Raw genomic sequence first — 15,411 nt, forward strand, 5'->3', positions numbered from 1 at the left:
GGCCTGGTGGGCGCGATCGGCGCGCTGGCCGCCGCGCGCGCCGGCCACTGGGCCGACCGCGGACATGGCCAGCGCACCAGCGCGGCGGCGCTGAGCCTGCTGCTACTGGCCTGGGCGCCGCTGGCGCTGATGCAGCAATCGCTGGCGGCACTGCTATTAGGCATCGTGCTGCTGGACCTGGGCGGCCAGGCGCTGCACGTCAGCAACCAGAGCCTGATTTTCCGCAGCCGTCCCGAAGCCCATAGCCGGCTGGTCGGGCTGTACATGCTGTTCTACGCGCTGGGCAGCGGCTTGGGCGCAATCGGCACCACCGCCGTCTATGCCCATGCCGGCTGGCAAGCCGTGTGTTTGCTCGGCGCCGCCGTCAGCCTGCTGGCGCTGCTGTTCTGGTGGGCGACGCGGCGGGCGATGCCCGCGATGGCGGATCGATAAAGAAAAAGGCCAGTCGCGAGACTGGCCTTCTTGCTTGCAGCGGATGCCGACGCCTAGAGAACCCGCCCAAAGTCTAGCGAGCTAGAGAGAGGCGGCTGAGAAAACGGAATGTACCTAGGTACAAGACGGACTCAACGCAGCATCGTCTAAGCGCAGCGGACTTTGGACAGCTTCTTACTCTTCCGTCGTGTCCTGATGCATAGCCGCATCCGGAGTAATCATGGTCTGACGCGCGGCGGCGGCCTGCTTCTGAGCCTCGTCCGCCTGCTTGCGCTGCTCGGCGCGCACCACGTCCAGATAGGACATGATGGCGAAGGTCAGTTCGCGGGTGCCTTCATGGTTCAGCGCGGAAATGCTGAACACGCGCGGCGCCGTGAGATCGAAGCCGAAGCGGTCGTCCGGCTGCTGTTCCGGCCAGCCATAGGCCTTGAGGAAGGCGGACACCGTCAGCTCGCGCTCATCCGGCGGCAACATGTCCACCTTGTTCAGCACCAGCCAGCGCGGCTTGCCGTGCAGCTCATCATCGTACTTCTTCAATTCCTCGACGATGGCGCGCGCCTCGCGCACCGGATCGACATTGGGATCGAACGGCGCCACGTCCACCACGTGCAGCAGCAGGCCGGTGCGCTGCAAATGCTTGAGGAAGCGATGGCCCAGGCCGGCGCCTTCCGCCGCGCCCTCGATCAGGCCGGGAATGTCGGCGATCACGAAGCTGCGGGTATCGTCCATGCGCACCACGCCCAGATTGGGGTGCAGCGTGGTGAACGGATAATCCGCCACCTTGGGGCGGGCCGCCGACACCGCGCGGATGAAGGTGGACTTGCCGGCGTTGGGCATGCCCAACAGGCCGACGTCGGCCAGCACCTTCAACTCCAGCTTCAGCGTGCGCTGCTCGCCCTGCTCGCCCGGCGTGCACTGGCGCGGCGCGCGGTTGGTGGAGGATTTGAAATGGATATTGCCCAGGCCGCCCTTGCCGCCGCGCGCAATCATGATGCGCTGGCCGTGATGAGTCAGATCCGCCACCAGCTCGCCGGTGTCGTGGTCGGTGATCACCGTGCCCACCGGCATTTTCAGCTCGATGTCGTCGCCGCCCTTGCCATAGCAATCGGCGCCGCGGCCGCGCTCGCCGTGTTCGGCCAGGTATTTCTTGACAAAGCGGAACTCCACCAGGGTGTTGACGTTCTCGTCCGCCACCGCGTACACGCTGCCGCCCTTGCCGCCGTCGCCGCCGTCCGGGCCGCCGAAGGGAACGAACTTCTCGCGGCGGAAACTGGCCACGCCGTTGCCGCCGCGGCCCGCGAACACTTCAATGCGGGCTTCATCGATAAATTTCATGTTTTCAACCTCTGTTCTGGCGAGGAGTCAGGGGTCAGGATGGACTCGCGGCCACCCTCACGCCTTGCCCCTCGGGTATGAAAAAAGCCCTATCACAGGATAGGGCTTTCCCCGGAGGATCCATAGATCCCTAAGAAAGCGAATTTATTCGCCGTCTACGCCGGTGTACGGAACCACATTAACGATCTTGCGCTTCATTGCACCTTTAACGGTGAATTCAACGTAGCCGTCAACCTTGGCGAACAAGGTGTGATCCTTGCCCTGACCAACGTTTTCACCAGCGTGGAAGCGGGTGCCGCGCTGACGCACGATGATGGAACCTGCCGGAATCAGTTCGCTGCCGTAAACCTTAACGCCCAGGCGTTTGGCTTCGGAGTCACGACCGTTGCGGGAGCTACCGCCTGCTTTTTTGTGTGCCATGACTGTTTATCCTTACTTCGAAATCGCGTCGATGCGGATTTCGGTGAAGTTTTGACGATGACCCTGATGTTTCTGGTAGTGCTTACGACGACGCATCTTGAAGATGCGGATCTTGTCGCCACGACCGTGGGAAACAACGGTGGCCTTAACAGTAGCGCCGGCAATCATCGGGGCGCCTACAACAACCTGTTCACCGTCAGCAATCATCAGCACTTCTTCAAGTACGATCTGGCTGTCGACGTCTGCAGGTATCTGTTCTACTTTGAGTTTTTCACCAACGACAACTTTGTACTGCTTGCCGCCGGTTTTTATGACCGCATACATTCGCATGTGCTCCTGATAATAAAATCTCGCCGCTCTAGCGCGGGAGAACGCGAAACTATACGGACCTGCCATCAAGTTGTCAATGATTTCATCGACTTAGTCCGGCGGTACGCGGCCCATGGCGGCTGGAGCGGCTTTTCTGGTAACATTCCCGGCTTTGGCGTACCCAATTCATATAACTGGTTGAGATCGTGTCCACCCCGCTTTTCCGTACACTGATAGCCGACGACATGCAGGCGGTCGACCGCGTCATCCGCGCCCGACTGCACTCCGATGTCGTCCTGATCCGCCAGGTAGCGGAATACATCATTTCCGCCGGCGGCAAACGCCTGCGCCCGGTACTGACCCTGCTGTCCGGCCGCGCACTGGGCCATGGCGACGCGCAGCTGCACGAATTGGCGGCGATGATCGAATTCATCCACACCGCCACCCTGCTGCACGACGACGTGGTGGACGAATCCGACCTGCGCCGCGGCCGCGAAACCGCCAATGCGCTGTTCGGCAACGCCGCCAGCGTGCTGGTGGGCGACTTCCTCTACACCCGCGCCTTCCAGATGATGGTCACCACCCGCAATATGGACATCCTGGCGGTGATGGCGGAAGCCACCAACATCATCGCCGAGGGCGAGGTGCTGCAGCTGCTCAATATCGGCAACACCGACGTGACCGAAGACGAATACCTGCGCGTGATCAAGTACAAGACCGCCAAGCTGTTCGAAGCCTCCGCCCGCGTCGGCGCGCTCAGCGCCGGCGCCAGCGCCGAACAGGTGCAGGCGATGGCCGAGTATGGCATGTACCTGGGCACCGCCTTCCAGATCATCGACGACGTGCTGGACTACAGCGGCGACGCCGACACCATAGGCAAGAGCCTGGGCGACGACCTGGCCGAAGGCAAGCCGACGCTGCCCCTGATCTACACCATGCGCAATGGCAGCCCGGAAGCCTCCGCCACCGTGCGCGACGCGCTGGAACACGCCAGCCGCGATCGTTTCCAGGACGTGCTGGCTGCGGTACAATCCTGCGGCGCGCTGGACTACGCCCGGGCCGAAGCGGTCAAAGTGGCCGAACAGGCCGTTGCCGCGCTGGCGCCGATTCCGGAATCGGATACCCGCCAGGCCTTGGTGGAACTGGCCCGCCTGTCGGTGGACCGCAGCGCCTAAGGACAAAAGTCTGCTGCGCGTCAGCGATACCGCGTTGAAAACGTCTTCAGAATGCTCATGTACCGTATGTACATTCCGCTTCTTCAGCCGTTTTCGCCTTGTCTCGCTCTAGCTCGCGAGCCTTTTAATGATTTTTGAATCAAGCTTTTCACAGCGTCTCCGTAGTTAAATGGATATAACGGCCCCCTCCTAAGGGGCAGTTACAGGTTCGATTCCTGTCGGGGGCGCCACTTACACTTCCAAAGCAGTCCGAGAAAATCCAAAAACCCGCGCCAAATAAGGCTTTGCGGGTTTTTTTACGTCCAAAGCAGTCCGAAACCATCCAAGCAAAGCCGGGGGTACGCGGGGGTATTTTTGGTGGTATCTTGTGTACCCCCAGATTTCGATACCCCCAAAGCGAGGAGTACCCCCATGCCCCTAACCGACGCCGCCATCAAAAACGCCAAGCCCCGCGAGGATGGCAAGCATCTCAAGCTCACCGATGGGCAGGGGCTGTCTCTATGGGTCATGCCGACAGGCGCGAAGTATTGGCGGCTGAAATATCGTATCAATGGCAAAGAGAAGCTGCTGGCGCTGGGCGTATACCCGGAAGTCAGTCTGAAGGAAGCCAGGCTGAAGCGCGATGATGCCCGCAAGCAGATCGCCGATGGCGATGATCCAGCGGCAATGCGCAAGATGGATAAGGTGATCAAGTTGGCCGCCGCCGCCAACACGTTTGAAGCCATCGCGCTGGAATGGCATGAAAGGGAAAGCCACGAATGGTCCGCAGCCCACAGCGAGCGTGTCCTGTCGGCCATGAAGACCCACATCTTCCCCTACATCGGCGACAGGCCAATCAATGAGATTCGCCCGCTGGAGCTGCTGGAAGTGCTGCGCAAGGTGGAGAGCGCCGGCAACATCGACACCACCAAGCGCCTGCGTCAACGCTGCTCAGCAGTCTTCCGCCTCGCCATCCTAACCGGCCGCGGTGACAGCGACCCGGCAGCTCCACTGACCGACGCTCTCAAAACCCAGCAATCCACGCCACGCAAAGCGCTGATGCGTGAAGACATCCCTGCCTTTCTGGAAGCACTGGAGAAATATGACGGTAGCGTGCAAACTAAGCTGATGATGAAGCTGATGCTGCTGACCTTCACCCGCGTCGGAGAGATGGCCATGGCCAGGTGGGAAGAGATCGATTTCGACAAGGCGCTGTGGACCATCCCACCGGAACATCGAAAGCTGCCGGAGAAATCCAAGAAAACCGCGCCGCCACATCTGGTCCCACTATCTAGGCAAGCCTTGGAAGTGCTGCAGCAACTCCACGCAATAAGCGGCGGGCGGGTACACATCTTCCCCAACCGCAACAGTCCTCGCCGCCCTATGTCGCCTGAAACCCTGCGCCGCGCTCTTCACAGCATGGGCTTCAGGGGCAAAGCCGATGTCCACGGCTTCCGTTCAACGGCATCAACCATCCTGAATGAAGAAGGCTTCAACCCAGATGCTATTGAGCGTCAATTATCCCACATCGAAACAAATAAGGTACGCGCCGTTTACAATCGTGCAGAGTATATGGAAGAGCGTAAGACGATGATGCAGTGGTGGGCAGGATTTTTGCAGAAAAATGGTATTTAATCACCGCCAAACTCAACTTATACAAATAGATATTCGGACACCACACCAACAACAATCTAACCTAAAAATATCGCAACACAACAACACACCCTACCCGCCATATAGAAAATTCAGACAACCCTCACATTTCAAATAATTTCAACACAATACAAAAGGGAAAAAATGAAATCCAAAATAACATACGGAACCATAATAGCAACAGCCATTTTTATATTAATAATACTCTTCAATCAAAACGAAGTAGCCCAAAAAGATTTTGGTACTACCATCTTATCCCTCTTTAGCACATTTATCGGGGCCACCTTTGCCTTTCGTCTGAATGAACACAAAGAAACTGAGAAATTACTGGCCACGCAAAAAGCATCAATGAACAGAGCCTTATTTATAATAATCCGCCAATTCAATGCAATAAGCCAAATAAAACAAGATTTTGACAACTATTCAGACAAATACAACAGAGCATTTAACATGCCCGCATTTAAACCCCCTTCATACTCCGACTTAACACACAACTATTCCGATCTTGAGTTTCTTTTGGAATTGGAGAATGCTCACCCCAACTTACTTCTTCATCTTACCGTAGAACAGGAAAGATTCTTTCAAGCGATGGATAGCATCAGCATAAGAAATGAGTTCTATGTAAACGAGTTTCAAATTGCAATTGAAAAGATGTCTATGAACGGTCGAAATTTTCATACAGATGAAATAAAAACGCTATTAGGGGAAAGGCTTTTTAAAGGTGCAATAACGGGGGCTGAGACAGCAAAAAACCTTATAGATGCTTCATACATTTCCCTACAAACCCTACACAAAGAAGTACAGGACACTGCTCGATCTATCTTCCCGGGAAAAAAATTCATTTCCTATGAGACTCAAGACCTAACCAATGAAAACACTGACTCAAATCAGTAAAAACAAACCAATCACAGCACTTTATTTACCCATTGAAAATCACCAAATAGCTTTTGGTTTTATATAACAATTCCTCACAAACCAGAAAAGCCACACAAGTGGAGTCAACTTATCAATGGACTCAACAACTGGAAAACACCACTTGGAATTGAGATCAAACCATCGCCCATATCAATTAAAACTTCTGTGGGAAAAACCACTTTTCTAACTCCAGAACTACTTGGCAGGCTAGTCGATACCCCCCGTCCAGAACGAAAATAATTTAATCTTCCACACACACGTGAGTAAATCTGCATAGATACCCCAGCGCGCGCTATCGAAGCCCCGCCTCGCCCCCGCACTTCATGGGCCGCTAATCATGCAGCTGCATGAACCCGTGCCAGGCCCTTGCCGTATGGCCTGGCGCGCCCTTGTCCCCCCGCCCGGATTCATGCGTTTTCATGCACGCTATGCATGCAGTTGCCGTGTCCGCTGACCATCCCCGCTTCGCGTTTTCCTGCCTTCCCCCATTTCCTTGCCGCTGAGTGCGTCCTAGCCCGTCCACCGCCATCCGATGCCGTTCCGTGGCGGGCCATTTTGCGCCCGCATTCCTTTTTTCCCGCCCGTCGTCAATAGCAAAATCCGCGTTTTTTGGGCATTTCAAATTTTTTTGTTGTGTGGGAGCGCCCCACAACCCAACCCCCAAACCCCCTTTGTAATTTCCGCAATACTGCGTTCGCTGATCGGCGTATCCGATGCCATCCACTGATATCCACCTCCACCAACAAGGACGCTTCATGACCGCTGTTGCCGCTTCGCCCTCTTCTCAACCGCTGCGCTTTCTGCGCTTGCCGGAAGTCATCGCCACTTGCGGCCTGTCCCGCTCGTCGGTGTACGACGCCATCAAGCAGGGCCGTTTCCCGGCTCCGGTGCCGCTGGGCGGCAAGAGCGTGGCCTGGCTGTCCTCTGAAATCGAGAGCTGGATGGCTGGACGCATCGCGGCCCGCCGCGCCTAACCCCGTAACTTCCCGGACTCAGACCATGCATATCCAGAACCCCACCACCCAAACCCGTCTCGCCGCGGCCGTGGCCGAGCTGGCCGAACGCCAGACCGCTTTTGAGCACGCACTCGACGCCTGGCAGCAGTTAAACAGCCAGACCACGCGCCGCGAGCACACTGCCGCCGCGCTGCGCATGGAGGCCGAGCAGGCGCGCAAGGATTGCCGTCAGGCGATGCGCTCGACCTTGGGCATTCCCACCAAGGCGGTGCGCGAGTTGAAGCACAAGGAGATGGCCAACCTGGAATTGGCCGAGGAAACGCTGAAGATCGCCGAGGAAGAGAAGATTCAAGCCGAAATCCAGCATGAAGCGCTGTTCGAGCAGCGCAAGGCGCTGGCCGAGGCGCGCGACGCGCTGCAGCGCCAGTACTGGGACGCGGTGCTCGACGACCACCTGCCCCAATGGGGCGAGCAACTGCCGGTGCTGACGCTGCTGCTGAGCCAAGCGCCACCGGCCTGCATCGAGCGCGTGTTCGGCAGCGCCGACTGGCACCGCGAAGAAGAGCAAGTCCATGCCGTGCTCAAGCCCGGCGCGCTACAGCAGACGCTGTGCAACGCCGCCCCGGCGGCCCCGGACGACCTGCTCGCCCGCTTGAACCAGCCGCTGCCGCCGCTGGCCACCCCGCCGCTACAGCAACACAACGTGATTGCCCGACAGCGATACCAAGCCCAGCGCGACGCGCAGTACCAAGCCCTGATCAACCGCTAACCGAGACGAGACATGCAGAACCCCACCCGCCACGCGCTGAACCAGTTCATCGACCGCTATTACCATGACCTGGAGCAGTACCGCGCCCAGGACAGCCTGTACGCGACCCCCACGCCCCAAACGGTGCAAGCGCGCCTTAACGCACTGAAGGCGCGCAGCCGGCTGCTGTCCGCGATCAACCTGCTCGGCGTTTCCGAGATCCGCGGGCAGGCCAAGCACTTCGATCTCGCCGGCACCTTGGCCGCCACCGTCGACACCCAGCGTCATGAACGCCAGCCGGCCGGCAAGACCTGGCGGCCGGCGCAATACCACTGCCAGCAAACCAACTTCGACGCCGCCTTCAGTTACGACACGCTGGACGCCTGGTGGAGTGAGAGCCAGACCCCGGCCGGGTTTGAAGCCCACGCGCGGCAGGTGCTGGAACGCCGCATCCTGCTCGACCGGATCATGATCGGTTTCCACGGTCTGCAGCGCGCGCCGAACTCGAACCGGGCCAGCCACCCGCGGTTGGAAGACGTCAATATCGGCTGGCTGCAGCAGATCCGCGAGCAAGCCCCGCAACACTGGATCGAGGGCGCCCGCATCGGCGAGAGCGAACGCTTCCGCTCGCTGCATCGCCTGGTGCGCTACGCGCTCAAGCAGCGGTTAGCCCCGGCGTGGCGCGACGACCCCGGCCTGGTGGTCCTGGTGGGCGCGGACTTGCTGCCGGATGCGGTCTGCGACGCGAATCCCCAGGACGACCTGGTGTTTCACAAGCAACGCCTGGGCGGGCTGCAAGCGGCGACGGCCGCCTTCTTCCCCGGCGACAGCATCTTGATTACCCGGCTGGACAACCTGTCGCTGTACTTCAATCCACACGCCAGCCGCTACCACTACCACGAGGAGCCGTCGCTGAACCGGGTGGAGTTCTACCATTCCAGCCACGACGCCTACGTCGTCGAAAACCTCGCCGCCTGCGTGCTGATTGACGCCGTTGAAATCGTTGACTGAGGAGACTGCATCATGGCCTTCCCTTGCCCCTTATGCGGCGCGGTGTCGCGGGTGCGCACCAGCCGCATGCTCAGCGCCGCGACCAAGGAGATTTACTACAACTGCAGCAACGATGACTGCTGCCACCAGTACAAGACGCTCGAGGGCGAACCGCTGACTCTGGCCCAGCCCATTCACGGCGGCGCGCGGATTCCGCCGGAGCGGCTGCGCACCTTGCCGGGCCTGTCGCCCTCGCCTCGGCAGGCGCTGATCGTGACGCCCGGCCGCGTGCGGCATCGCATCCTGGGCTAAGCGCCATGGCTCGCCGGCCGGCGGGCCATGTAGCCCCCCTGAAATTGACCTTGAATAGCGTCGGCTGAAATGGATTTAATTCACTTATTTAATATTGAATGGCGGCTTTAATAATATGCCCGCTAAAACCCGGCCCCATTCCCGATGATCCCGCTCCACGCTTTAGAAATATCTCTCCCGATGAAATGCGCGAACCCGATTTCCCAACCTCGAAAGCGAATTGACAAGCCCGCTCGATTGCTGCACCATCTTTCCGTCGCATTCAAAACAGCGACCGGGATTGGCGTCCCGATTACGAAGGCGGATGGCCGCCTATTGCGGCATTTTTTACGTCCGTCACACACCCTTGGTGCGTCTTCTTCTATGGCGGGCCTCGGTGGGAGCGTGCATGCACGCGCCGGTTCCTTCGTATCGGTACGCCAATCCCGCCCTGTGCCTGCCACCCCCGATTGGCGTCGGGATGGCAAGCGTAACGCTTACGAAGGAGGCCAACATGCCTAGCATCACCCTGCGCGCTTTCCGCGTCCTGTTTCCCCAAGTTGCCCGTCCCGTTTCCACGCTGCCCAACGAAGCCGAAGCCCGTGCGCTCGCCGCCTTGCTGGTCGCCCAGGGTCAACGCGCCTTGATTCATCGCACCGCCGCCGGTTTCACCGTGGAGGTGCTGGCATGAACGCCCTGATCCTGTCCGCCGTCCATCACCAGCTGGCCCAGCTGCAGCAACTGGCCGACACCCCCGAACATGCCGAACTGCGCGAGCCGCTGAGCCAGCTGGCCAGCCTGTGCCGCCGCATCGAACACACCGTCAGCGCCGGTGTCTCGCGCCTGACGCGTACTGGCGACGGCCTGCAGGGCCTGGTCGAGTTGCTGGACTGCGCCGAGAACCAGCCACTGCCGGCGCAACGCCTGGCCGGGCTGCTGGCGCCGCTGCAGCAACAAGTCATCGACGCCAGCGCCGACATCGGCCAACTGCTCTAAGGACAAGACCATGACCGCACGAATCCCTCTCCCGCGTACCGGGCGAGACGCCCCCGGCTTGTCTGGCGGTGCGCCGACCGCCCTGGGCCAATGGTTCGACCAGCTCAAGGAGCAGATCGACTTGCACGACCTGGCGGCCCGCCTGGGCCTGAAGCGTCAGGGCAAGGGCAACTATCACAGCCCGCACCACCCGGACCGCCACGCGTCGCTGTCGATCTTCGCCGACGGCCGCGGCTGGAAGGACTGGAGCGGCGACGCCGGCGGCAGCTGCATCGACTTGCTGCGCTACTGCCAGCCGGAACTCGACACGCCGTTGGCGGCCGCGCGCCTGCTGGGCGACTGGTACGGCCTGCCGCAACCGAAATCCGCAATGAAGGACAAGGCCGCGCCGGTGCGCAAGTCCACCCTCGACTACATCGGCGAACGCTGCCTGGCCCAAGCCGATGCGGCCATCGCCTACCTGACCGGCCGGGGCATCGATGAAGCGGTGATCCGGCGCGCGCTGCGCTGCAAGACGCTGGGCTGGAACGATTGGCACAGCGCCAAGATCGCCGCCGGCGAAGTGGGCCACGGCGGCGCGGCCGTCGCCTTCCTGGTGCGCAGCGGCGGCCGGCTGGCGGCGGTGGATCTGCGCTATGTCGATCCGGCTTTGAACGGCGGCGTGAAGACCCAATGCCAAGGCGCGCGCGAGGGCCACGGCTGGTGCAGCGACCCGCAACGGCTGCAGCGCGCGCGCCTGGTCTATCTGGTGGAAAGCCCGATCAATGCGCTGTCGGTGGAGAGTTGCACGCCGCCGGACGTGGCGGCGCTGGCCCTGCGCGGCGTCGGCAATGTCGACAGCCTCGATTGGACGGTGTTGCGCGGCAAGGCGGTGCGGGTGGCGCTGGACCATAGCGACCCGGTGAACCCGGCCAGCGGCGTGCGGCCGGGGCTAGCGGCGGCCTGGCGCTTGTCGGAGAAGCTGACGGCGGCCGACATCGGTCATCTGCTGGTGGATATGCAGGACTGGGATGAAGGCGAAGACCTCAACGACGTGTTGCGCCAGCACGGCGCGGACGTGCTGCGCGGCCGGCTGCGCAAGCTGGAGCCGTGGCTGTTGCCCGGCATGCCCGGCGGCGGCGAACGGCTGGAGGGCACGCGACGGGTGCAACTGCCCGGCCATGACTGGGCGGTGTACTGGCGTTTCCGGGTGAAGGAGGACTTCACCCAATACGTCGACGAGTTCAAGACCGACGACGATGGCAACCGTTCCGAGACGCTAGGCGACCTGTGTTCCTTCCGCGTGGCCAGCCTGTCGCGGCTGCGCATCCAAAGCCATCTGGCCACTATCAGCGGCGCGGCCGACCATCAGCCGGAAACGGTGTTCGGCGTCAGCGCCCAGTTGGCGCGGCATGGGGTGACGCTGCAGCGCGAGGTGGCCACCGACGACAAGCTGTACAACCTCGAATGGTGGAAAAGCCGCTTCGGCGCAATCTGGAAGCCGGCGCAGTTCCAGCGCCTGGTCAACCTGATGGAGCGGGCCGCCGACCTGGGTGCGCGCGACGTGGTCAACTTCGTCGGCCTGTCATGGAAGGCCGGCACGTTGGCGGCGCAGGAGGGGCAAGACTGCTATTTCGTCGAGCCGCAGAAGCAATGCCTGTACTACAACCTGACGTTTCCGCGCGGCACGCAACAACAGGCGCGGACGGTGATTCAAGCCTATCAGGACACCTTCCGCGACAATGCGGCCGCCATCGTGTTGGTCTGGGGCTTGGGCACCCATCTCAAGAACCTGCTGGGCTTCTATCCGCACTTCCAGATGCAGGCCGAGAAAGGTTCGGGCAAGTCCAAGCTGCTGGAGAGTCTGCAAACCACCCTGGCGTTTCAGGTGCTGTCCGGGCAGATGCTGAAGACCGACCACCGCCGCCGCGCCTCGGTGTCGTTCACCTCGCAGCCGGTGGGCTGGGATGAATTCTCCAAGCTGCCCAAAACGGTGCTGTCCGACATCGACGCGCTGCTGCAGTCGACCTATCGTTTCGAGTTCACCCGCGTCGGGGCCAGCCTGACGCCGTATCTGATGTGCGCGCCGGTGCTGCTGGCCGGCGAAGAGGTGGACGCGCAAAGCCTGCAATCCAAGCTGTGCCGCAGCAGCCTGTCGAAAGAGCGGCAAGGGGCGATCATTCCGCATGATCTGCCGGTCTTCCCGTTGTGGCCGTGGCTGCAGTTTCTGGCTGACGTCGAGCCGGCCCGGCTACGCGACCTGCACCGCCATTACCTGAGGCTGTGCGAACGCCACAGCCGCGCCCCCACCGGCGACGCCACCGCGCGGCGGATGATGGAGAACTACGCCGCCCTGCTGTGCAGCTGGGCCTTGCTGTGCGAGTTCGCCGACCTCGACCCGCAGCAAGGCGGCTTCATCGAAGACTTGCTGGCGGAGATGAACAGCCACATCGTCGACACCGACGGCAGCCGGCTGCCCTGGGTGTGGATCATGGAAATCCTGCTGTCCGAGCTGGAAGCCCGGCGCTTCGACTACCCGCACTGCTGGGACCGGGTCAAACTCCCTGACGGCCGCAGCGAAATGGCGCTGTTCCTGCGGCCGAATCACGTGATGGATCACCTCTCCACCGCGCCGCATCTGCGCGCCAAGTTCGACGCGCTGCCGGTGAAGACTGGGCGCATCTTCAAGCATCAGCTGCTGCAAAGCCCGGTAGTGCTGGCCGACGGCGTCGAGAAGACCATCCACGGCCGCCGCCAAGGCCACTTGACCGCGATCAGCCTGCCGCAACTGGAGAAGCTCGGCCTCTACGCCGCGCCGGACATCCAGCCCTAACCCCCCCGCCCCTCCCCTCGACAGCCCGCCTTGTGTGGGCTGTCACGCATTCCCCCGCTCAAACTGCAAAATTGCGAAGCCTTTTACACACCGAATATGACATCGACACAACACTTTCGACGAAAACGGCCAGAAATCGCCGGTTTCCGCGCCATTGGGTAGGGGAGGATGTAAAAAAATTCCGTGGATTGCCCCCTACTGACGACCTAAGTCATTGATTGTTGAGAACAACCCATCCACGGTTTGCCCTCCGAAATCCACGGTTTCTCCTCAAACTTCCACGGTTTGCCCCAATTCTTCCACATTGGGGTTTTAGCCTTTTACGGCCTCTAAGTATTTCTTCTTATTTAAAAAACAAAGAGATAGAGATAAAAAGCCATGAAAAAGGAAGGCAGGGGCCATCCACGGTTTCGGAGCGCTGCTTAAAAATTAATCCACGGGTTTGCCAGCGGAAGTCGTGGAAATGGTGGATATGCCCTTCCCTTCATGGCATTGATTTTATTGAGGTTTATGCGGCATCCACGGAATCGGGGGGAGAGGCCGTGGACAAACCGTGGATGAAAAGCCGTTACAGGACAAAGACTTAGGGACTGATCCACGGTTTCGGGGGGATTTTAGGTGTGTGTGTCTGGCTGAGGCTAGACAAAAGCTGGGTTATCAATTGGCTGATAACTGTCAGGTGTGACCTTTAACGATGAACAAAATGTTACTGCTATAGCAACACCGCTATCTCTATAGGAAGCAAGCATGACATATGCCTGTCATCTCCCGTAATCAAGTCAAGATGTAGAGTAGCGGTCTCATTTGGTTATGTTTTTCAGGGACTATCAACCCCCAATGGCTTGAAAAATATGAATAATACGTATAAATTTCATTTATGCATTTCACATCACACCTATAGCCAATGATTCTCTGCAATAAAACACTCGAATGTCTTCGAGAAATTATCAATGAAAAGTCAGAATATCGGTCTGGCCCAAAATTAGTTCAGTTCTTCAATGAACTAGGGTTCAATGACTCATATAGTCAAGGTTTTCCATCGCGCTGGTTATTTACTGATGAGCATTTGGCGAAAATCAATGGGACACCTGCCCTCGATCAGTGCATTAAAAATACCTTTTCTCCTGTCAATTTCATTGGTCGAATTCAGCATCTGGACCTCTTGATACAGGAATTTAATCAGTACCTTGCCTTCGACAAATGGAAACTTCTTCGAAGAGAAGCTGACATTGTCTTTCAGAGGCTCGAAAAAGTTGAAATCGACTTTGGAGAAAAAAAAGACTCGGAGAATGAGTTCCTAAGCCGTGAGTTTACGAACGTTAACCTAAGTGCGCTGGGGCTTGAAAGCGCCATTACAGATGTTCTTCAGCACAGAATTAAAGAAATTGAAAAGTGCTTTAGCTCCGGCTCGCCATTAGCAGTAATCCTTTTGGCAGGAAGTGCTTTGGAAGGTATCTTCCTTGGGTTGGCTATTCAATACCCAAAGCAATTCAACTCCGCCAAGTCCTCCTCCAAAGACAGCAGTTCGAAAGTTAAGCCTTTTCATGAGTGGAACCTCAGCGGTTTCATTGATGTTGCCAAGGAGCTAGGTCTGATACAACCCGACACACACAAATTTAGTCATTCTCTTAGAGATTTCCGCAACTACATACATCCATTTGAGCAGATGAGTTCGGGCTTCTCTCCACGGGAACATACAGCGAAGATTTGTCTACAAGTATTACGAGCAGCCATTCATGAGATTGGTGATAACTTACCGAGGATTCGAAAGGCATGAAACGACAACTGAGCGGGCCTACGAAAAATACTGTGTAGGTCGTACACTTTCACGTTAGATTTACCTAAGGAACTACTCATGAAAATTCAAATTGTTGGCATGTCTTGGTATAGGCCTGAGACATTCGCTAAACTTCGCGCCATGTTCGAGGACGGCGACAAACTCCACAATACTTATGAGGAGTGGTTTGCCGCCGCTGAGATGGGTCGCAAAAGAATGGAAGCAAAAAATATCAAGGTTATTTGCGTAGATATTGACCCCGATGAGTTCCCCAAATGGTGCAAAGAAAACAAAATGAAACTCAATGCAGAGGCAAGAAATAAATTTTCTAGTTTAATAGCCTACAAAATTGCAACTGAATAAAAAATAATGGTGCCATTTACCACCTCCCCTATAAGAGCCATCTGCCTTAGGAGAAAATACATTCAAGGCAAAGTCTGAATGAGACAAAACGCCATAGTCTTCGCCATAGGATTTCATGCACAATATCAACTCATAAAAGATTAAATTTTGGCACATTTCCCTAAATGCAAATTACTAGAATGTGGTTATAACCTTCAGAACAAGAGCGAGAGCGAGACAAGGCAAAACCAGCGAGGCAAAGTCGAATGCACACGTAACAT

General features: G+C 58.2%; 16 protein-coding genes and 1 tRNA gene. 14 read left to right on the forward strand and 3 right to left on the reverse strand.

Annotated elements, in window-relative coordinates; all coding sequences use genetic code 11:
• A partial coding sequence (locus LQT98_RS01175; RefSeq protein WP_231460834.1) for an MFS transporter occupies window positions 1–432 on the forward strand: 432 nt, incomplete at its 5' end.
• 174 nt (window positions 433–606) lie between these two features.
• Here LQT98_RS01175 and obgE read toward each other — a convergent pair.
• The 3 genes from obgE to rplU form a co-directional block, all read right to left on the reverse strand.
• Entirely contained in the window at window positions 607–1,767 is a 1,161-nt protein-coding gene (gene obgE / locus LQT98_RS01180; RefSeq protein WP_048408613.1) for a GTPase ObgE, read from the reverse strand.
• Window positions 1,768–1,911: 144 nt separating this feature from the next.
• Entirely contained in the window at window positions 1,912–2,187 is a 276-nt protein-coding gene (gene rpmA, locus LQT98_RS01185; protein WP_048408612.1) for a 50S ribosomal protein L27, read from the reverse strand.
• 12 nt (window positions 2,188–2,199) lie between these two features.
• Window positions 2,200–2,511, reverse strand: coding sequence for a 50S ribosomal protein L21 (rplU, locus tag LQT98_RS01190; protein WP_039753142.1), 312 nt, complete (start codon window positions 2,509–2,511; stop codon window positions 2,200–2,202).
• Between the two features lie 230 nt (window positions 2,512–2,741).
• On the opposite strand from rplU, the gene LQT98_RS01195 reads away from it, so the two are divergent.
• The 13 genes from LQT98_RS01195 (at window position 2,742) to LQT98_RS01255 (ending at window position 15,151) form a co-directional block, all read left to right on the forward strand.
• Window positions 2,742–3,671, forward strand: coding sequence for a polyprenyl synthetase family protein (locus LQT98_RS01195; RefSeq protein ID WP_048408611.1), 930 nt, complete (start codon window positions 2,742–2,744; stop codon window positions 3,669–3,671).
• 155 nt (window positions 3,672–3,826) lie between these two features.
• A tRNA-Arg gene (locus tag LQT98_RS01200) sits at window positions 3,827–3,901 on the forward strand.
• A 181-nt stretch (window positions 3,902–4,082) separates the two neighbouring features.
• The gene (locus tag LQT98_RS01205) at window positions 4,083–5,285 is read left to right on the forward strand and encodes a tyrosine-type recombinase/integrase (RefSeq protein WP_231460835.1); all 1,203 of its coding nucleotides are present in this window, start codon (window positions 4,083–4,085) and stop codon (window positions 5,283–5,285) included.
• Window positions 5,286–5,447: 162 nt separating this feature from the next.
• A complete protein-coding gene (locus LQT98_RS01210) occupies window positions 5,448–6,197 on the forward strand; it encodes a hypothetical protein (RefSeq protein WP_231460836.1) in 750 nt (249 codons plus the stop codon).
• 776 nt (window positions 6,198–6,973) lie between these two features.
• Window positions 6,974–7,192 (forward strand): helix-turn-helix transcriptional regulator, encoded by a 219-nt coding sequence (locus LQT98_RS01215; RefSeq protein WP_081557029.1) that lies wholly within the window; start codon window positions 6,974–6,976, stop codon window positions 7,190–7,192.
• A 25-nt stretch (window positions 7,193–7,217) separates the two neighbouring features.
• Entirely contained in the window at window positions 7,218–7,943 is a 726-nt protein-coding gene (locus LQT98_RS01220) for a hypothetical protein (protein WP_231460837.1), read from the forward strand.
• A 12-nt stretch (window positions 7,944–7,955) separates the two neighbouring features.
• On the forward strand, window positions 7,956–8,933 hold the full coding sequence (locus LQT98_RS01225; RefSeq protein WP_231460838.1) for a P2 family phage major capsid protein: 978 nt from the start codon (window positions 7,956–7,958) through the stop codon (window positions 8,931–8,933).
• 12 nt (window positions 8,934–8,945) lie between these two features.
• Window positions 8,946–9,224, forward strand: coding sequence for an ogr/Delta-like zinc finger family protein (locus LQT98_RS01230; protein ID WP_231460839.1), 279 nt, complete (start codon window positions 8,946–8,948; stop codon window positions 9,222–9,224).
• 493 nt (window positions 9,225–9,717) lie between these two features.
• A complete protein-coding gene (locus tag LQT98_RS01235) occupies window positions 9,718–9,894 on the forward strand; it encodes a hypothetical protein (protein ID WP_231460840.1) in 177 nt (58 codons plus the stop codon).
• The gene (locus tag LQT98_RS01240) at window positions 9,891–10,199 is read left to right on the forward strand and encodes a DUF1484 family protein (protein ID WP_191185817.1); all 309 of its coding nucleotides are present in this window, start codon (window positions 9,891–9,893) and stop codon (window positions 10,197–10,199) included. The genes LQT98_RS01235 and LQT98_RS01240 overlap by 4 nt, the downstream gene beginning before the upstream one ends.
• 10 nt (window positions 10,200–10,209) lie before the next feature.
• On the forward strand, window positions 10,210–13,011 hold the full coding sequence (locus LQT98_RS01245; RefSeq protein ID WP_231460841.1) for a toprim domain-containing protein: 2,802 nt from the start codon (window positions 10,210–10,212) through the stop codon (window positions 13,009–13,011).
• A gap of 1,066 nt (window positions 13,012–14,077) precedes the next feature.
• Window positions 14,078–14,788 (forward strand): hypothetical protein, encoded by a 711-nt coding sequence (locus LQT98_RS01250; RefSeq protein ID WP_231460842.1) that lies wholly within the window; start codon window positions 14,078–14,080, stop codon window positions 14,786–14,788.
• A 78-nt stretch (window positions 14,789–14,866) separates the two neighbouring features.
• Window positions 14,867–15,151 (forward strand): hypothetical protein, encoded by a 285-nt coding sequence (locus LQT98_RS01255; RefSeq protein WP_231460843.1) that lies wholly within the window; start codon window positions 14,867–14,869, stop codon window positions 15,149–15,151.
• Window positions 15,152–15,411 lie beyond the last annotated feature (260 nt).

This window comes from Chromobacterium aquaticum (assembly GCF_021129195.1).
GTDB classification, from domain to species: domain Bacteria; phylum Pseudomonadota; class Gammaproteobacteria; order Burkholderiales; family Chromobacteriaceae; genus Chromobacterium; species Chromobacterium aquaticum.